The sequence below is a fragment of the Pseudomonas sp. NFX1 genome (genome assembly GCF_051123555.1).
Classification (GTDB): domain Bacteria; phylum Pseudomonadota; class Gammaproteobacteria; order Pseudomonadales; family Pseudomonadaceae; genus Aquipseudomonas; species Aquipseudomonas capeferrum.
Genome location: NZ_CP169366.1, coordinates 2140664 through 2159614, shown reverse-complemented (window position 1 = coordinate 2159614; position 18951 = coordinate 2140664). Strand labels below are relative to the sequence as shown.

18 protein-coding genes are annotated in these 18951 nt (G+C 63.4%); 14 read left to right on the top strand and 4 right to left on the bottom strand.

Annotated elements, in window-relative coordinates:
- Positions 1–11: 11 nt before the first annotated feature.
- The 12 genes from glyA to DJ563_RS09345 all read left to right on the top strand — a co-directional run bounded on the left by glyA (position 12) and on the right by DJ563_RS09345 (position 13041).
- The gene (gene glyA, locus DJ563_RS09400) at positions 12–1268 is read left to right on the top strand and encodes a serine hydroxymethyltransferase (protein ID WP_274097839.1); all 1257 of its coding nucleotides are present in this window, start codon (positions 12–14) and stop codon (positions 1266–1268) included.
- A gap of 21 nt (positions 1269–1289) precedes the next feature.
- Positions 1290–2414, top strand: a complete 1125-nt coding sequence (gene gcvT / locus DJ563_RS09395; RefSeq protein WP_434519350.1) for a glycine cleavage system aminomethyltransferase GcvT — start codon at positions 1290–1292, stop codon at positions 2412–2414.
- Between the two features lie 61 nt (positions 2415–2475).
- Positions 2476–3456 carry a lipoyl synthase gene (lipA, locus tag DJ563_RS09390; RefSeq protein WP_434519349.1) on the top strand — a complete coding sequence of 327 codons (981 nt, stop codon included), beginning with the start codon at positions 2476–2478 and terminating at the stop codon, positions 3454–3456.
- Positions 3457–3607: 151 nt separating this feature from the next.
- Complete coding sequence (locus DJ563_RS09385) at positions 3608–4867, top strand: cystathionine gamma-synthase family protein (RefSeq protein WP_274097842.1); 1260 nt, start codon at positions 3608–3610, stop codon at positions 4865–4867.
- Between the two features lie 123 nt (positions 4868–4990).
- Positions 4991–6430 (top strand): amino acid permease, encoded by a 1440-nt coding sequence (locus DJ563_RS09380; protein ID WP_274097843.1) that lies wholly within the window; start codon positions 4991–4993, stop codon positions 6428–6430.
- Positions 6431–6479: 49 nt separating this feature from the next.
- A complete protein-coding gene (locus tag DJ563_RS09375; RefSeq protein WP_047583405.1) occupies positions 6480–7367 on the top strand; it encodes a LysR substrate-binding domain-containing protein in 888 nt (295 codons plus the stop codon).
- Between the two features lie 18 nt (positions 7368–7385).
- Positions 7386–8774, top strand: coding sequence for a threonine synthase (gene thrC, locus DJ563_RS09370; protein ID WP_274097844.1), 1389 nt, complete (start codon positions 7386–7388; stop codon positions 8772–8774).
- Positions 8771–9208 carry an Lrp/AsnC family transcriptional regulator gene (locus DJ563_RS09365; RefSeq protein WP_033700137.1) on the top strand — a complete coding sequence of 146 codons (438 nt, stop codon included), beginning with the start codon at positions 8771–8773 and terminating at the stop codon, positions 9206–9208. Before thrC ends, DJ563_RS09365 begins: the two co-directional genes overlap by 4 nt.
- Before the next feature lie 235 nt (positions 9209–9443).
- On the top strand, positions 9444–10484 hold the full coding sequence (locus tag DJ563_RS09360) for a homoserine dehydrogenase (protein ID WP_274097845.1): 1041 nt from the start codon (positions 9444–9446) through the stop codon (positions 10482–10484).
- 10 nt (positions 10485–10494) lie between these two features.
- Positions 10495–11919, top strand: coding sequence for an aldehyde dehydrogenase family protein (locus DJ563_RS09355; protein WP_434519348.1), 1425 nt, complete (start codon positions 10495–10497; stop codon positions 11917–11919).
- A gap of 72 nt (positions 11920–11991) precedes the next feature.
- Positions 11992–12570: an NAD(P)H-dependent oxidoreductase gene (locus DJ563_RS09350; RefSeq protein WP_274097847.1), complete on the top strand. Its 579-nt coding sequence runs from the start codon at positions 11992–11994 to the stop codon at positions 12568–12570.
- Between the two features lie 72 nt (positions 12571–12642).
- Positions 12643–13041: a MerR family transcriptional regulator gene (locus DJ563_RS09345; protein ID WP_274097848.1), complete on the top strand. Its 399-nt coding sequence runs from the start codon at positions 12643–12645 to the stop codon at positions 13039–13041.
- On the opposite strand, the gene DJ563_RS09340 is transcribed toward DJ563_RS09345, so the two are convergent.
- A complete protein-coding gene (locus tag DJ563_RS09340) occupies positions 13027–13437 on the bottom strand; it encodes a c-type cytochrome (protein ID WP_434519347.1) in 411 nt (136 codons plus the stop codon). The genes DJ563_RS09345 and DJ563_RS09340 overlap by 15 nt on opposite strands.
- Positions 13438–13636: 199 nt before the next feature.
- Entirely contained in the window at positions 13637–13885 is a 249-nt protein-coding gene (locus DJ563_RS09335; RefSeq protein WP_186660980.1) for a CsbD family protein, read from the bottom strand.
- A 422-nt stretch (positions 13886–14307) separates the two neighbouring features.
- Between DJ563_RS09335 and DJ563_RS09330 the strand changes: the two genes are divergently transcribed.
- Complete coding sequence (locus DJ563_RS09330; RefSeq protein ID WP_434519346.1) at positions 14308–15723, top strand: NAD(P)/FAD-dependent oxidoreductase; 1416 nt, start codon at positions 14308–14310, stop codon at positions 15721–15723.
- 81 nt (positions 15724–15804) lie between these two features.
- Positions 15805–16302 (top strand): RidA family protein, encoded by a 498-nt coding sequence (locus tag DJ563_RS09325; protein WP_033698594.1) that lies wholly within the window; start codon positions 15805–15807, stop codon positions 16300–16302.
- Between the two features lie 56 nt (positions 16303–16358).
- Here DJ563_RS09325 and DJ563_RS09320 read toward each other — a convergent pair whose 3' ends face one another.
- Complete coding sequence (locus DJ563_RS09320) at positions 16359–17585, bottom strand: MFS transporter (RefSeq protein WP_434519710.1); 1227 nt, start codon at positions 17583–17585, stop codon at positions 16359–16361.
- Positions 17586–17691: 106 nt separating this feature from the next.
- Entirely contained in the window at positions 17692–18942 is a 1251-nt protein-coding gene (locus tag DJ563_RS09315) for an OprD family porin (protein ID WP_434519345.1), read from the bottom strand.
- Positions 18943–18951: the final 9 nt, after the last annotated feature.

Genomic DNA, 18951 nt, shown 5'->3' with positions numbered 1-18951 from the left:
GAAGCACACGCATGTTCCATAAAAGCCTGACCCTGTCCGATTTCGACCCTGCACTGCATGCGGCCATCAGCCGCGAAGTGCAGCGCCAGGAAGACCATATCGAGCTGATCGCCTCGGAGAACTACACCAGCCCGCAAGTGATGCAGGCCCAGGGCACCGAGCTGACCAACAAGTACGCCGAAGGCTACCCGGGCAAGCGCTACTACGGCGGCTGCGAACACGTCGATGTGGTTGAACAGTTGGCCATCGAACGTGCCAGGCAGCTGTTCGGTGCCGACTACGCCAACGTCCAGCCGCACTCTGGCTCTTCCGCCAACAGCGCGGTGTACCTGGCCCTGCTGCAAGCTGGCGATACCCTCTTGGGCATGAGCCTGGCCCACGGCGGCCACCTGACCCACGGCGCCAAGGTGTCGTCTTCGGGCAAGCTGTACAACGCGGTGCAGTACGGCATCGATACCGACACCGGCCTGATCGACTACGACGAAGTCGAGCGCCTGGCGGTCGAGCACAAGCCGAAAATGATCGTTGCCGGCTTCTCGGCCTACTCCAAGACCCTCGACTTCCCACGCTTTCGCGCTATCGCCGACAAGGTCGGTGCGCTGCTGTTCGTCGACATGGCCCACGTCGCCGGCCTGGTTGCCGCTGGCCTGTACCCGAACCCGCTGCCGTACGCCGACGTGGTCACCACCACCACCCACAAGACTTTGCGCGGCCCGCGTGGCGGCCTGATCCTGGCAAAGGCCAACGCAGACATCGAGAAAAAGCTCAACGCTGCCGTATTCCCTGGCGCCCAGGGTGGCCCGCTGATGCACGTCATCGCCGCCAAGGCCGTGTGCTTCAAGGAAGCGCTGGCGCCTGAGTTCAAGCGCTACCAGCAGCAGGTCATCGAAAACGCCCAGGCCATGGCCCAGGTGTTCATTGACCGCGGCTACGACGTGGTGTCCGGCGGCACCGACAACCACCTGTTCCTGGTCAGCCTGATCCGCCAGGGCCTCACCGGTAAAGACGCCGACGCCGCCCTGGGCCGCGCGCACATCACCGTCAACAAGAACGCCGTGCCAAACGACCCGCAGTCGCCGTTCGTGACATCGGGCCTGCGCATCGGCACCCCGGCCGTCACCACCCGCGGCTTCAAGGTTGCAGAGTGCGTGGCCCTGGCGGGGTGGGTCTGCGACATCCTCGACCACCTTGGTGATGCCGATGTCGAGGCCCAGGTGGCCGGGTCGGTGGCCAAGCTGTGTGCGGAATATCCGGTCTACCGCGCCTGAATCGGCCAAGGGGAATCGTTCATGACTACAGAACAACTGAAGCAAACGCCGCTGCATGACCTGCACCTGAAGCTGGGCGCACGCATGGTGCCTTTCGCCGGTTACGCCATGCCGGTGCAGTACCCGCTTGGGGTGCTCAAGGAGCACTTGCACACCCGCGAGCAGGCCGGCCTGTTCGACGTTTCGCACATGGGCCAGATCCGTTTGCGGGGCGCTGGCGCTGCCAAGGCCCTGGAAGCGCTGGTACCGGTCGACATCATCGACCTGCCGGTGGGCATGCAGCGTTATGCGCTGTTCACCAACGATGAAGGCGGCATCCTCGACGACCTGATGGTTGCCAACCTGGGCGATGACGAACTGTTCCTGGTGGTCAACGCCGGCTGCAAGGACCAGGACCTGCTGCACCTCAGGCAGCATCTGGAAGGGCAGTGCGAGGTCGAATCGCTGTTCGAAAGCCGCGCCTTGCTGGCTCTGCAAGGGCCGGCGGCAGCCAAGGTGCTGGGGCGCCTGGCATCCCAGGTCGGCGCCATGACCTTCATGCAGTTCGCCCGTGTGAGGCTGCTGGGTGTCGACTGCTACGTCAGCCGCTCGGGCTATACCGGCGAGGATGGTTACGAGATATCGGTGCCGGCAGACGCTGCGCCAATGCTTGCCCGTGCGCTGCTGGCCGAGCCCGAGGTCGAGGCCATCGGCCTGGGCGCCCGCGACTCGCTGCGCCTGGAGGCCGGGCTGTGCCTGTACGGCCATGACATGGATGCGCGCAGCACGCCGATCGAGGCCAGCCTGACCTGGGCGATCTCCAAGGCCCGGCGTGCCGACGGTGCGCGTGCCGGCGGTTTTCCCGGTGCCGAACGGCTGTTTGCCCAGCAGCGTGAAGGCGTGGCCAGCAAGCGGGTGGGCTTGATGCCCAGCGAGCGCGTGCCGGTGCGTGAAGGGGCACTCATCGTCGATGCTGACGAACAGGAAATCGGCCGTGTCACCAGTGGTGGTTTCGGCCCCAGTTTGGGCGGGCCGTTGGCGATGGGGTACGTGCAGAGCGCGTATACGGCGCTGGAGACCGAAGTGTTCGCCCTGGTACGGGGCAAGCGGGTGCCGATGCGGGTGGTGCGCACACCGTTCGTGGCGCAACGTTACTTTCGTGGGTGATGCATCGTGGCTGAAGCATCGTGGATGAAGCAACCGTGGATGAAGCCCTGACTGGCGGAGCATGAACATGAACCAGACCCTGCCTGCGGCCACGCGCCCGCAGCCCCTGCAAGCCGGCGTGAAACTGCGCGGCGCCGAAAAGGTGGCGCGCATCCCGGTGAAGATCCTGCCCACCGAGGAAGTGCCGCGCAAACCCGACTGGATCCGCGTGGACATCGCCACGTCACCCGAGGTCGCCCGGGTCAAGGCGCTGCTGCGCAAGCACAAGCTGCACAGCGTCTGCGAAGAAGCCTCATGCCCGAACCTGGGCGAGTGCTTTTCCGGTGGCACGGCGACCTTCATGATCATGGGCGACATCTGCACCCGGCGTTGCCCGTTCTGCGACGTCGGCCATGGCCGGCCGAAACCGCTGGATGCCGATGAGCCGAAGCACCTGGCGATTGCCATTGCCGAGCTGCGCCTGAAGTACGTGGTAATCACCTCGGTGGACCGTGACGACCTGCGCGACGGCGGTGCCCAGCACTTCGTCGACTGCCTGCGCGAAATCCGCAAGCTGTCGCCGGGCACGAAGCTGGAAACCCTGGTGCCGGATTACCGGGGGCGCATGGACGTAGCCCTGGCCATCACCGAACAGGCGCCGCCGGATGTGTTCAACCATAACCTGGAGACCGTGCCGCGCTTGTACAACGCGGCACGGCCGGGGTCGGACTTCGAGTGGTCGTTGGACCTGTTGGAGAACTTCAAGCGCCGGGTGCCCGGGGTGCCGACCAAGTCCGGGCTGATGCTGGGCCTTGGGGAGACCGACGACGAGGTGCTGGAAGTGATGCAGCGCATGCGCGAGCATCAGGTCGACATGCTGACCCTGGGGCAGTACCTGCAGCCTTCGCGCAGCCACCTGCCGGTGCAGCGGTTCGTGCACCCGGATACCTTTGCCTGGTTCGCCGAGCAGGCTGTGGTGATGGGCTTCAGGAATGTGGCGTCGGGGCCGCTGGTGCGCTCGTCCTACCATGCCGACCAGCAAGCCTTGCACGCGGTTCGGTAAACGCCGGGGCTGCGCAGCAGCCCCCCAGAAGCCATTAAAAAAAGCGCCCCTAAGGCCCTTATTGCATCGTTTTTCAGGGGCGTATGCGCGCTCTATAGTCCTCGCAGACCAGTCGAAACACCGTCGTGTTTCATCGATGCGAGACAATTACATGAATAACCAAGCAAAGGTCGCCCACGGCGTGCAGCCCGGTATCGGTACACAGGTGGTGTGGGAGGGTGAACAGGTCGAGCACCCCTACAACGCCACCCAAACCCCGATCATCGCCAGTGCCGCCTACGGCTATCAGGACATCGACGCCTGGTACGACATCGCCCTGGGCAAACAACCTGGCTTCATCTACAGCCGCATGAGCAACCCGACGGTTGCGGTCCTTGAAGACAAACTGTGCGCCCTGGAACACGCCGAGTCGGCCGTGGCCTTCAGCACCGGCATGGCCGCCATCAGCGGTGTGCTGCATACCTTCCTGTGCAACGGCAAGCGTGTGGTCTCGACCCGCGACAGCTACGGCGGCACCAACAAGATCTTCGAAGAGTTCCTGCCCCGCCAGGGCATCGAGGTGACGCTGTGCGACACCCTCGACAGCGATGCCATGGAGCGTGAAATCGCTCGCGGTTGCGATGTGGTCTACCTGGAGACGCCGAGCAACCCGACGCTGAAAATCCTCGACATCCGCCGCCTGGTAGCTGCCGCCAAGCGTGTGGGGGCACTGGTGGTTGCCGATAACACCTTCGCCACGCCGCTGAACCAGAACCCGCTGCTGCTGGGCGTCGACGTGGTGGTGCACAGCGCGACCAAATTCCTGTCCGGGCATGGCGATGTGCTGGGCGGTGTTGTCTGCGGCGCCGAAACCTTGATGGCGCAGGTGCGTCACTACCGTGAAATCAACGGCGCCTCGCTGGACCCGTTCTCCGCCTACCTGATCATTCGCGGCATCAAGACCCTGGCGCTGCGCCTGCGTCAGCAACAGGCCAGCGCCCAGGCCCTGGCCGAATACCTGTGCACCGAGCCGCTGGTGGAGGCGGTCAACTACCCCGGGTTGCCGCAGCATCCCGGCCACGCGATCGCCAACGCGCAGATGCGCGGTTTTGGCGCGATCGTCAGTTTCGTCCTGGCAGGCGGGATGGACACCGTCGTCGCGCTGCTGCCCAAGCTGCGCTATGCCCACCGCGCCGGCAACCTCGGTGCGGTGGAAACCATCTACGGGCCGGCACGGACAACCAGCCATGTGGAAAACACCCTGGAAGAGCGCCAGGCACTGGGCATTTCCGAAGGCCTGGTGCGGGTTTCGGTCGGCATCGAGGATACCGCTGACCTGCTGGCAGACCTGCGCCAGGCGTTCGCGACAGTGCGCGCCCAGCAGGGGCAGGGCAGCGACCGCTGCGATCGGCACGTTGAAGTGTCGACCTGAGGCGCTGGGCGCGCCCTTCCTGATTCATGAAAGCCATAACAATAACAGCCGCAGACACATCGACGGGGTCGGCCAGAAGGCCGATTGCCGGTTGATTGCCAGCCACTTCATGAGAACTCGATTATGTCCACCGAACAATCAAACCCGGCGTCGGCCCAAGCGGCCGGGTACAAGAAAGAGATGCACACCCGCCATATCGTCATGTTGGCGCTGGGCGGGGTGATCGGCACGGGCCTGTTTCTGACCTCGGGCTACACGGTCAACCAGGCTGGCCCCCTGGGCGCGGTGATCGCGTATTGCGTCGGCGCGGTGATGGTCTACCTGGTCATGGTCTGCCTGGGTGAGCTGGCGGTGCAGATGCCCGAAACCGGCTCGTTCAGCAGCTATGCCACCCGCTACCTGGGACCAGGCACCGGCTACACGGTGGCCTGGTTGTACTGGCTGACCTGGACCGTGGCCATCGGCTCGGAGTTCACCGCGGCGGGCATCCTGATGGTCCGCTGGTTTCCCGACACGCCGGTGTGGATCTGGAGCGCGCTGTTCGCCATCACGGTACTGGTCAGCAACGTGGTGTCGGTGCGCCTGTTCGCCGAGACCGAATTCTGGCTGTCGCTGGTCAAGGTGCTGACGGTGATTGCCTTCATCGCCATCGGCGCTGGCGCCATCTTCGGCCTGTTCGATGTGCAGCATGTGCAGGGTATCGGGCTGTCCAACTTCACCCGTGAGGGGTTGTTCCCGACCGGCGTATTGCCGATTGCGATGACGCTTCTGGCGGTGTCCTTTGCGTTTTCCGGTACCGAACTGATCGGCATTGCCGCCGGCGAGGCAAAAGACCCGCAGGTGAGCGTGCCCAAGGCCATTCGGACCACGGTGGTGCGCCTGGCGCTGTTCTTTGTCGGCACCATCATCGTGCTGGCCACCTTGCTGCCGCGCGAACAGGCAGGCCTGGTCGAAAGCCCGTTCGTCATGGTCTTCGACCTGATCGGCATCCCGTATTCGGCAGACATCATGAACTTCGTGATCCTTACCGCCTTGCTGTCGGCCGCCAACTCCGGGCTGTACGCGGCCTCGCGGATGCTGTGGACGCTCAGTGACCAGGGCCATATGCCCAAGTGCTTCGCCCGCCTGTCGCCGCGTGGTACGCCGGTCAACGCGATTGTGCTGAGCATGGCCGGGGCCGTGGCGTCACTGCTCAGCAGCGTGCTGGCACCGGACACAGTGTACCTGGCGCTGGTGTCGATTTCCGGCCTGGCGGTGGTGGTGGTGTGGATGAGCATTGCCGGCAGCCAGATCGCCTTCCGCCGCCATTACGTGGCCAATGGCGGGCGGGTCGAAGACCTGCACTTCAGGGTGCGCGGCTACCCCTGGGTGCCGCTGGGCGCGATTGCCTGCTGCGTGCTGGCCTGTGTCGGCATCGCCTTCGACCCCGAACAACGCGTCGCCCTGTACTTCGGCATCCCGTTCATTGGCTGGTGCTACTTCGTCTACTGGGTCACCCGCAACAAGCGTGCACAGCGGCTGGCGGCCCTGGCGCCGGCAGGTTCGAGTGTTGGCGTGAGCTGAGCCTTCCGGTTCATGATGCACGGACCCCACTGTGAACGAGGTCGTGTCGATGAAGCAAAAAACCCTGCCGCCGCTCAACTGGCTGCGGTCTTTCGAAGTGTCGGCACGCGCCTTGAACTTTACTCACGCAGCCGAGGAGCTGCACCTCACCCAGGGGGCGGTGAGCCAGCAGATTCGGCAACTCGAACACCACCTGGGCGTGGCCTTGTTCAAGCGCCTGCCCAGGGGCCTGGGCCTGACCGAAGAGGGGCAGTCCTACCTGCCGGTGGTGCAGGATGCGATCAGCCGCCTGGCGGTGGGCACCAACGAGATCTTCGGCCAGCACCAGCGCGGGCCGGTGAAGGTGCGCGGCAGCTTGTCGTTCCTGCAGTACTGGCTGGCCCCGCGGCTGCCTGACTTCAGCCGCCAGCACCCGCACATCGACATCCGCTACATCAGCAACCTGTGGGTCAAGGCGCCGGATGGCGAGGACGACCTGGAGGTGCGCTGGGGCAACGGCGAATGGCCCGGGCTGCATGCCCAACGCTTGACCTGGGACGTGCTGGTGCCGGTCTGTTCGCCGGCGCTGATGGCGCGCTCGCCCATTCGCCAGCCGCGCGACCTCAGGCACCACCCGCTGCTGCATGTGCTGGGCTACGAGGAGGGCTGGGGCTACTGGCTCAAGCGGGTTGGCGCGGACGATGTCGATTACTCGCGGGGGCTGCAGTTCGACACGCTGGTGTCCACCATTCGCATGGCCGAACTGGGGCAGGGGGTGGCGCTGGCGCGATCGTCCGTGGTCGAGGACCTGCTCAGGGACGGCCAGCTGGTCGCACCCTTCAGCCAGCGCATCGAAGCGAGCGAATCGTTTTACCTGGTACGCGAGCAAGGGCGGCCACTGCCGCCCGATGCTGCGCTGTTTTCATCCTGGCTGGTGGCACACGCGCACCGGCCTTAGTAACTCTGGGGAGTTTTCATGCATTACGTCAGTACCCGCAACGCTGATGTGCGAGCGGACTTCCGTGAAGTCGTGCTGTCGGGGCCTGCCGCCGATGGCGGGCTGTATGTGCCGGCGTACTTGCCGGTAATCAGCCCCGAGGCGATTGCCAGCTGGTCCTGGCTGCCCTTCGATGAGCTGGTCTGGCGGGTCATCGCGCCCTTTGTTGGCGATGCCATCGATGACCCGTGCTTGCGCGTGCTGCTCAGCGACAGCTACCAGGCCTTCAGCCACCGCGCGATCACACCCTTGCAGCAGATTGGCCATAACGAATGGATCCTGCAGTTGTTCCATGGCCCCACACGCACCTCGAAGGACTTCGCCGCGCAGCTCCAGGCACGGCTGGTCAGCCACTTTCTGGCGCACTCCGGCGGCGAGGCACTGGTGGTCGGGGCCACCAATGGTGATACCGGCATTGCCGCGATCGAGGCCTTTGCGTCCAGGCCCAATGTGCGCCTGGCCATTCTCTACCCGCAGGGCGAGATCCCGGCAGACCGCCTGGTCGCCTTGCAGGCGGCGGACCCCGCCAGTGTTCAGCTGCTGCCGGTGGAGGGCAGTTTCGACGACTGTCAGACCTTGGTGGCGCGGCTGTTTCGTGCCTGGCCGCTGGAGGGTTTGATACCGGTGTGTTTCAACTCGACCAACTGGGTAGGGGTGCTGGCGCAGATCGTGTTCTACTTCCACGCGGCCCTGCAATTGGGTGGCGGCACCCGGCCGGTTGCATTCAGCGTACCGGCGGCAAGCTTCGCGGAAATCTACGCCGGCTTCATTGCGCAGAAAATGGGGTTGCCGATCAACCAAGTGATCGTTTCGACCAACAGCAACGATGCCCTTCACCGTTTCATTCATCGCAACCGCTACGCCCCCCATGCCAGCCAGCGCACGTCGTCACCGGCCATGGACTTCTCGTTGTATTCGAACCTGGAGCGCTTCATCTGGGAGTTGTATGGGCGCAGCGGCAGCCGTGTCGCAGCGCTGATGGAGCATTTCGAGGCCTGTGGTGAATTGAGCATCGGCAATGCGCAATGGCTTGAGGCGCGGGTGTTGTTCGACTCCTATGCGGTGGACGAAGCCGAAGTACGCCGCGAAGTCATCACGCTGCGCGAGCAAGCGGCAACGTTGGTCGACCCTCACACGGCCGTCGGCGCCCTGGCGGGCCGCATGCATCGGCGCAGCCTGGGTGCGCCGATGGTGACCCTGGGCCAGATCGCGCCAAGCAAGTCTGCCGCGCTGCTGGCGCAGCTGGGTGTCTGGGAGGGTGAGCTGGCCTGCCTGCCACCGGTGCAAAAGGGCCCACCGGCGTTGCATCGGGGTGACCTGGATGGCTTGTGCAAGGCCTTGCTGGTGGCGCAGTCGAGGCCCGCATGAAGCGTATTCTCGACCCGCTGGACGAGCGCATCCTGGCCGAATTGACCGCCAACGCACGCATCGCCCACGCCGAGCTCGGGGCCAAGGTGAACCTGTCGCGCAATGCGGTGCGCCAGCGTATCGAACGGCTTGAGCGCGACGGTGCGATACAGGGCTATACGGTTAGGCTGGGGGACGCCCGCCGGCCATCGTCGTTGATCAGTGCGGTGATTTTCGTCTATCGCTACGACCGCATGCGCGGTGACGACGTGCTGGCCACCTTGCGGAGCATCCCCGAGGTGGTGCAGTGCGAAGTGCTCAGCGGCGAGTTTGACCTGATGCTCAGGGTTGCTGCCGCTACCCCGGAGCGGGTCCACGCCGTGTGGAAAGAAATCGCCGGCATCAAGGGTGTTGAAAACACCGTCACCTCCTTCGTCCTCTCCGCCGTCTTTTAACCCCGCTTCTATCCCCCCGAACAAAATTTATCTCATTGATTACGCAGCGACCCTGTGGGCGCGGGCTTGCCCCGCGAACACCGGCAAAGCCGGTGGCAGCTACCGCGTGGCCCCATTCGCGGGCCTGCGAGCCTGTGCAGATCGCCCAATAAATACGGCGTTTTGGCCAATTCAACTGCCCGCCGCCTCCTCGTACGCTGAGCCCATCAAACAACAGCAAAAAAGGAACGCCTTCGTGACTGAATACAAAATTGCCCTGGTAGGTTTTGGCGGTGTCAACAGAGGCCTGGCCCAGCTGATTGCAACGAGCAACGACAGCTGGCAGGCCACTCTCGGCTTCAGCCTGAAAATCGTCGGCGTCACCGACCTGTTCCTCGGCTCGCTGGTCGACCGCAATGGCCTGGACGCAGCCGCGCTGGCGGCCTTGCCAGCCGAAAAGGGCGCGTTTGCACAGCTGCCAGGCGGCACCGCCGAGGCGTTCAACGAAACCGTCATCAAGCAGTCCGGCGCCGACATCATCGCCGAGGCCACCTTCACCAACCCGGTCGATGGTGAGCCGGCCGCCACCTTCTGCCGCTGGGCGCTGGAGAGCGGCATCCATGTGGTGACCACCAACAAAGGGCCGATCGCCTTGCACGGTGCCGAGCTCAAGGCGCTGGCCCAGCGGCACAACGTTGCGTTCGAATACGAAGGCGCGGTGATGAGCGGCACGCCGGTGATTCGCCTGGCCAAGCAGGCCCTGGCGGGTGCGCAGATACAAGGTTTCGAGGGCATTCTCAACGGTACCTCCAACTATGTCCTGACCCGCATGAAAGACGGCTTGTCGTTCGCCGATGCGGTGGCCCAGGCGCAGCAGCTGGGGTATGCCGAAGCCGACCCGACGGCCGACGTCGAAGGCTATGACGTGCGCCTGAAGGTGGTGATCCTGGCCAATGAGTTGCTGGATGCACGCTTGAGCGTCAGCGATGTGACGTGCTCGGGCATCAGCGGCATCAGCGCGTCGGACATCGTCAAGGCGCAGGCCACAGGCCAGTGCTGGAAGCTGATCGGTGCTGCCAGCAAGGCGGCTGACGGTGCGGTGTCTGCGAGTGTCGAAGCCCGCTTGCTGACACTTGAGCATCCGCTTGCCGGCATCAGCGGCGCAATTAATGCGGTGTCGTTCGACACCGGGCTGCTGGGCGCTGTCACCGTGTCCGGGCCGGGCGCAGGGCGCATCGAGACGGCCTACGCCTTGCTCTCCGACGTCATTGCCCTGCACACCACCCACCGTCAGTAACGGAGCCTTTATGAGCGTATCTCGCATGGCCAGTGTTCACGCTGTAGCGCCAAGCCACATAGACGTGTTCAGCCCCTTTGACGGCCGCCTGGTGGGGCGTGTGCCCTGCCTGGACGCCAGTGCAGTGCCCGCCTTGCTGGCGCGTGCACGGGCGGGGTGCCTTGAAAGTGCAGCAATGCCCCGGCACCGTCGCGCGCGCATTCTGGAAGAGGCGGCGCGGTTGGTGGAGGCCGATGCCGCCGCGTTCGCCGAGCTGATCGTGGCCGAAGCCGGTAAAACCCTGCGTCAGGCCCAGAAGGAGGTAAAGCGCTGTGTCAACACGCTGAAGCTGTCGGCCGAGGAGGCGCGGCGCAATGCCGGCGAAGTGGTGCCGTTCGAAGCCTATGAAGGCTCCGAGGCCCGCCAGGGCTGGTTCAGCCGCGAACCGCTGGGGCTGATTGTGGCGATCACGCCCTACAACGACCCGCTGAACCTGGTGGCGCACAAGCTGGGCCCGGCGATTGCCGGTGGCAATGCGGTGATCCTCAAGCCGTCCGAACTGGCGCCGCTGTCGGCGTTGAAACTGGTCGATTGCCTGGTACAGGCCGGGTTGGGCGAAAACGTGGTGACCACCGCTACCGGCGGTGTCGAACTGGGCAAGGCGCTGGTCGAACTGCGCGAGGTGCGCATGGTTTCCTTCACCGGTGGCTTTGCCACCGGCGAATCGATCGCCCGCAGCGCAGGGTTGAAAAAACTCGCCATGGACCTGGGCGGCAATGCGCCTGTGCTGGTGCTGGCGGACTGCGACCTGGGGCCGACAGTGGAGTCCTGTGTCTCGGGTGCCTTCTGGGCGGCGGGGCAGAACTGCATCGGCACGCAACGGATTCTCGTGCAGCGCGCGGTGTACGCGGCATTCCGCGAACAGTTCGTGGCGCAGTCCAAGGCGTTGCAGCTGGGTGACCCGGCGAACCTGGAAACGGATGTCGGCCCCATGGTCACCGAACAGGCGGCCCGTCGCACCGAGCAGTGGGTGGACGAGGCGCTGGGGCAGGGTGCAACGCTGCTTTGTGGCCATCGCCGGCAAGGCGCCCTGTACGCGCCCACTGTGCTGGAGCAGGTCAGCCACAGCAGCCGTATCTGGCTACAGGAAGTGTTCGCGCCGGTGGTGATCCTTGAGCCGTTCGACACCCTGGATGAGGCCGTTGCCCTGGCCAATGCGCCGGAATACAGCCTGCATGCGGGGGTGTTTACCCGGGACCTGTCGACGGCGCTGAAGCTGGCGCGGCGGATCGAGGCGGGGGGCGTGATGATCAACGACTCGTCCGATTACCGCTTCGACGCCATGCCGTTTGGCGGCTTCAAGTACGGCAGCCTTGGCCGCGAAGGGGTGCGCTTTGCCTATGAAGACATGACCCAGCCCAAGGTGGTGTGCATCAACCACCTGGATGCGCAGTAACGGCCTGGCTGGCCTTGACTCTCCTGTTACGGGCAGCCTTTACCCTGAAGGCTTCACGTTCAGGATGTGGTCATGATGAGTAAGCGCGTACTGGTGGTACTGGGCCACCCTTCTGGCGATAGTTTCTGCGCTGCACTGGCCGCGCGTTACGTCGAGGCAGCCAGCAGTGCCGGGCATGATGTACGGGTGCTACGCCTCGGTGCCTTGAACTTCGACCCGGTGCTGCGCGAAGGCTACAGGCAGGTTCAGCCGCTGGAACCCGACCTGCTCAAGGCCCAGGCAGACATCACCTGGGCTGAGCACCTGGCCTTCATCTACCCGATTTGGTGGGGCGGCATTCCCGCTTTGATGAAAGGTTTTTTCGACCGGGTGTTCCTGCCCGGTTTTGCTTTCCAGTACCGCGCAGGCAAAGCCTTCCCCGAGCAACGCCTGAAAGGGCGAACGGCGCATCTGCTGGTAACGATGGATACCCCCCCGTGGTACTACAGATGGGTTTACCGCATGCCTGGCCTTCATCAGGTACGCAAGACGACGTTGCAGTTCTGCGGCATAAAACCGTTGAAGACCCTGACGTTCGGGCCGCTGCTCGGCTCCAGCCCCCTGCAACGCGAAGCTTGGCTCGCGAAGGCCAACAGTATCGCCAGCCGATGACCGGGCCCGGGTGGTTCCCGATCCGGCAGCGCTATGTGAAGATGTGGCGCACCCGAACGAAAAAGGACGTTCATGTACATCGGCAAAGCCGCCCAGCTGTCGGGCACCACGGTCAAGACCATCCGCCACTATGAAGCGATTGGCCTGCTGCCGCCGCCCGAGCGTCAGGGAAAGTACCGCGTTTACAATCAGCAAAGCGTTGAGCTGCTGACGCTCATCAAATGCGCGCAGCAGTTGGGCTTCAAACTCAAGGAAATGCAGGCGATCCTCCAGGGGCACCGTGGGCAAGCGTTGCCGTGGGCGCTGGTGGGCAAGGCCATTGCCGACAAGAAGTTTGAAGTGATGGCGCAGATCAGTGGGTTGCAGCAGGTGTACGCGGGGCTTGAAGCGTTTGAAGCCAGCCTCGAGGGTGCCAGCTATCAGTGCGGCGCTGAGCGCCTGCCAGTCATTTCAGGATCAGGGGGTTCTTGAAATCACACCGGTCATGTATTGGTTCAGGTCGCGGAAATCGTTAACGCTCCAGGCGTGCGGCGGTATTTTTACACCGTTCTGCTGGAGCGTCTTTGGGATCAAGTTGCCATTGGGGCGAAGTATCACCGACGCGACGATAACGCCTGGATAATTGCTCAGCCGCTTTTTGAAGGCAGCGCTTGTAAGGTCGGGGGTTGGCGGGTTGCTTTTATTGGCCAGCGGCCCGGTGCCCTTGATATCGGCGCCGTGGCACACGGCACATCGTTGTTTGTAGAGGTTTTTGCCGTTGGTCATGTCCGCGAGGGTGTGCGGGGTTTGCGTAAATGAGAAAACCCCTAATAAGGCGATGAGGGATAGTTTAATGGGGTGGTGGTGTTGAACATGGTGTTGCAGCATCCCGTTCTTCCTTGGGTGACCGTGCAGGGGGCAATAGCGAACAGGCCCGAAGATGCTTTAGGCGCATGTTCTGTAGGGTTTTACAGAGCCGTTAGTGTATCGGCATTTTGAGGGAAAGAATGTACATCGGGAGATAGGGTAAGGGCACCTAGCCGCCCTCACCCTATCTCCCGACAAGCAAATAGCACCGGTAAAACGATCAGCGTCGGAGCAGGCGGCTCAAAACCAGCGTGACAGCCGCGCCAATCGCCAACGCTGCAATCGGCTTCTCTCTTACAAAGTTGGAAACGCTATCCACCGCGTCACCGTAGCTTTTGGTGAGTTGCCCCGCGACCTGACGCCCATCCCCCTCTGCCTCCAGGGCGGGATCGTCGAACAGCCGGCCAACCGCGCTCTGTGCCTTGCCTGCTACCTTCTCTGCAACACCTTCAATCTGTTCGCTTTTCATAAATACTCGAACCTTCCAGTTAAGTGGCAATGGGCTTGCTGCACAGGTTAGGGCGCGGGGCCAGTGGAATAGTTCAAAGAAGCTGCAGCCAGCCCGGTTCACGGATGCTCAGCCGCACGAAGAAACACCTCGCTCTTTGAACCATCCAGTTACTTTTCCCAACTAAGCCCCCTCTTGTTAGTGCACTGTGTCGCTATATCAACTTTATATGTCCCCTGCACGATAGTTACGAAATCCCTGAACTAATTATTTGTCCTCAGCGATTCCACCGTCTGCCCAGCATCACCAGAATGCCCGCCCTCAATTTGAACCGTCAGCCTGACGCGATGGCCACAAAGTTGGCCACGGGGGCTGTCGGCCAGCCTATGGCCCATTGCCTGGGCTGATGCAACCCACACCGAATGCTTGGAAAGGAAAGTGTCATGGGAATGACAAGGCGTAAGTTTTTGATTGGCGGCGGCGTCGTGGCCGCTGCGGCGGGTGCGGGTATTCTGACGCCCATGCTGACCCGCGAAGGTCGGTTGATCCCGGGCAAACCGCGCTTCGGTTTTGTACAGGGCACCGAGGGCACGCTGCCCAAGCAAGCAGACGTGGTCGTCGTTGGCGCTGGCATTCTGGGGCTCATGACCGCGATCAACCTCATCGAGCGTGGCCTCTCCGTCGTTGTCGTCGAAAAGGGTGAGATTGCCGGCGAGCAGTCGTGCCGTTTCTATGGTCAGGTCATGACCTACAAGATGCCTGATGCGACGTTCCAGTTGCACCACCTGGCCAAGCAACGCTGGCGTGAAATGAACGCCAAAGTAGGTGCGGATACCAGCTATCGCACTCAAGGCCGGGTCGAAGTGCCTTTCGATGAAGAAGACCTGGAAGGCGTCAGAAAGTGGATCGATCTGAAAACCCGCGAAGTCGGCTCGGACATCCCCTTCAAGACGCGCATCATTCAAGGCAATGAGCTCGATCAACGGCTGCGCGGTTCAGCCTCCAGCTGGAAGGTCGCAGGCTTCGAGGAAGACTCCGGTAGCCTGGACGCCGAGCGCGCGTCGTACGTCATGGCCGAGTACGCCAAGAAAATGGGTGTGCGTATCTACACCCACTGCGCGGCAAGGGGCCTGGAAACCCAGGCAGGTGCCATCTCTGATGTGGTGACCGAGAAGGGCGCCATTCGCGCGTCTCGCGTGATCGTCGCGGGCGGTGCCTGGTCCCGCTTGTTCATGCAGAACCTGGGCGTCGACGTGCCAACCTTGCCCGCCTACCAGTCCCAGCAAATCATCAGCGCTGCGCCCCGGGCACCGGGTGGCAACGTTGCATTGCCGGGGAATATCTACTTCCGCGAGCAGGCTGACGGCACCTACGCCACCTCGCCGCGCGTTGTCGTTGCTCCGGTGGTCAAAGAGTCGTTCATGTATGGTTACAAGTACCTGCCACTGCTGGCCATCCCCGACTTCCCGGTACACATCTCGCTGAACAAGCAGCTGATCGACTCGTTCACTCAGCCAACCAGCTGGAGGCTGGATGAGGTGTCGCCGTTCGAGAAGAACAGGCTGATGACCGCGGCCCCTGATATTCCAGAGCTCGATGCATCCCTGGCCAAACTCAAGGTCGAATTCCCTGCCTTCAACGACTCGAAGCTGATCGATCAGTGGAGCGGCGCCATGGCCATCGCCCCGGATGAGAACCCCATCATTTCGACGGTCAAAGAGTACCCAGGCCTGGTCATCAACACCGCGACCGGCTGGGGCATGACGGAGAGCCCGGTGTCCTCCGAGTTGACGGTTGACCTGCTGCTGGGCAAGGCGCCAGTGCTTGATCCAGAGCCGTTTAGCTTGTATCGATTCTAAACCTGCTACGACAATGGAATGACCCGTGCACGCGTCATCGATGCGTGCGCATCACCCTTGGTAATCATTTAGGAGAAACACATGAAGGTCGCTTTCAAGACCGTTGCTGCATTGGCCCTGACGATCGCCGGTGCCGGGAGCGTTCATGCACAGGATGTTGTGCGCCATAGCGCAGGCAGTTTCCCCATTTCGGCCGCTGTGGAAGTGCCTGCTGGCAAGACAGTCGTTTACCTGAGCGGCTCCGTTCCGTCGGTCATCCACCCCGACGCCGCCAAGGATTCGCTGGAATCCTTCGGTGATACCAAAGCGCAGACCATCAATGTGCTTGAAAACATCCAGAAGCAGCTCAAAGACCTCGGTCTGGGCCTCAAGGATGTGGTGAAGATGCAGGTATTCCTGGTAGGCGGGCCGGAGAACGGCGGCAAGATGGACTTCGACGGCTTCATGGCCGGCTACACCCAATTCTTCGGGCCAGCGGCCAAGCAGCCAGTACTGCCTGCCCGCTCGGCGTTCCAGATTGCAGGCTTGGCACACCCAGCCTGGCGCGTCGAGATCGAAGTCACGGCGGTTCGTCCCTGACATGATCGTTGCTTGAAGCAGGCGTGGCCCAGCCACGCCTGCCTGCGTACCTTGCCTCAGCGTGGGTTGACCACGGCAGCCGAGGTGCGCAGCACCAGCAAGGCGCCCAAGGCGATCACCAACGACAACAAGTAGAGCGCCAGGCTGGCGCTTTGAGTGTTGTCGCGCATCCAGCCGATCAGGTAAGGCGCGACAAACGCCGCCACGCTGCCCAGCGAGCTGATCAGGGCCAACCCCGGCGCCAGTATCGGCCCGGCCAGGTAGGCCGGAGGCAATTGCCAGAACATCGGCAACGCACTGCTGGCACCCATGCCGGCAATGGCCAGGCCCGTCATCACCCACAGCGGTGACTGCGGCTGCAGGCCGGTCAGGGTCAACCCCAGCGCGCACATCAGAATCGGCACGCACAGGTGCCAGCGCCGCTCTTTGTGGTGGTCGGAAGAGCGCCCCACGGCAATCATGAAGAAACACCCGGCCAGATAGGGCAGTGCACTGAGCAGGCCGATCTGGCTGTCGTGGGCAACGCCCGCGCCGTGGATCAGGGTCGGCATCCAGAACGCCAGGGTGTTGACCGCCAGCATGACCGCGAAATAGATCGCCACCAGCAGCCAGACCTGGCCATTGGCAAAGATCCCGCGCCAGGAACTGATCTGTTTGCGTGCTTCTTCACGGGCCAGCGTCTGGCGCAGGGCGTGCTTCTGTTCGTCGCTGAGCCAGCGTGCGTCTTCGATGCGGTCGTCCAGCCGCGCCAGTATCACCAGGCCCAAGGCCACGACCGGCAGGCCTTCGATCAGAAACATCCACTGCCACCCGCGCAGCCCGGCGGTGTCTTGCAGGTGTTCGAGGATCCAGCCCGATACCGGGCCGCCGACCACGCCGGCCATGGGGACTGCCAGGGTGAACAGAGCGGTGATCGAGGCCCGGCGCCCGGCCGGGAACCAGCGGTAGAGGTAGACCAGAATGCCCGGGAAGAAACCGGCCTCGGCCACCCCGAGGCCGAAGCGCAGGGCATAGAAGCCGTGGGCGCTTTCAATCAGCAGCATGGCGCTGGAGAGCAACCCCCAGGTCACCATCATCAGGGCGATCCAGCGCCGTGGGCCGAGCTTGTCGAGCACCAGGTTGGCCGGCACGCCGAACATCGCGTAGGCGACGAAGAACAGCCCGGCACCCAGGCCGTAGACGGTGTCGGAGAACTGCAGGTCGTTGCTCATCTGCAGCTTGGCGAAGCCGATGTTGATGCGGTCCAGGTGGGCGAAAACGTAGCTGATCAGCAGCAGCGGCATGATCCGCCAACTGATCTGGCGGTGGGTATTGGCAGTGCTCTGCGCGTGTTGCAGAGACTCGAAGGTCTGGCTCATGGGGTTACCTCGAAGGGCAGGTGCAAGGGGGTCACCAGAGTTTCAGGGTGTAGCTGAGGATCAGCCGGTTCTCGTCCATGTCGCTGGCGTAGCTGGAGCGATAGGCCGCGTTGCGCCAACGCACGCCCAGCCCTTGGAAGTAGCCGGCCTGGATGACGTAGGCGATGTCAGTGTCGCGTTCCCACTCATGGCCGTCGGCCGCGCGGGTGCGGATATCGTCGCCGCGCACGTAGCGGGTCATGAAGCTCAGCCCGGGTAGCCCGAGGGCGACGAAGTTGTAGTCATAGCGGGCTTGCCACGACACTTCGCCGGCGCTGGTGAAGGTGCCGATCGTGACCAGGTTGGCGGTGTAGGGCGGGGTGTAGCCGTTCAGGGTAGGGAAGGCATCCTTGCCGTACATGCGCTGGTAACCCACGCCGACCTTGTGCGCGCCGACGCTGAGGGTGCTCATCATATTGAAGTTGCGGTTGTCGACGCTGCCGGCCTTGGCAGTGCCGGCGCTGGTGCTGTCGAAGTAACGCAGGTCGGTGAGCAGCGACAACCCCGGCCCTAATGGCAGCGTGTGCACCAGGCCGTAGAAGTCTTGCCGGTACACGTCATGCAGCTCGCCGCGAAAGGCACTGGCGATCAAACCGTGGCCAACGTCATAGCTGGCGCCCAGTACATCGAAGGCGCCGCTGTCGAACTCGGCGCTGCGCCCGGCCAGGTACATGCGGTCGCTGCCCGACGACTCACGGGTGCGCGAGCGCCAGAGCTGCCCGGCGGTCAGGGTCAGCCGCTCGACGTCCTGCGATTGCAGCAACGCGCCATCGAACGTCTGGGGCATCAGGCGCATGTCATCGCGAAAGACCACGGGCAGCGTCGGGGTGAGGATGCCGACATCGAGGCGGGTCTTCGACACCCGCAGCTTGCCGGTGACGCCCATGTGGCTGAAGTCGTCCACCGGCCGGCCTGACTGCGAACCGAAGGGCAGCGTGCCGTCGCCGCTGCGGCCGCGCCCCGAGTCGAGCTTGACCCCCAGCAGGCCCAGGTAGTCCAGGCCAACGCCGACCGGCCCTTCGGTGAAGCCCGATTGCATTCGCAGCATGAAGGCTTGCGACCAGTTGCCGACCTGGGAAGCCTGGGCCCCGTGCTGGCGATAATCGCGGTTCTGGTAGAAGTTGCGCAGCTCCAGGCTGCCCTGGCTGTCGCCGATGAAGTCGGCGCGGGCGGGCAGTGGCAAGGCCAGCGCTGCCACCAGCGCCAGGCGCAGGCAGGTGATAGCCGGTTCAGGCTTGAACATGTGATGTCC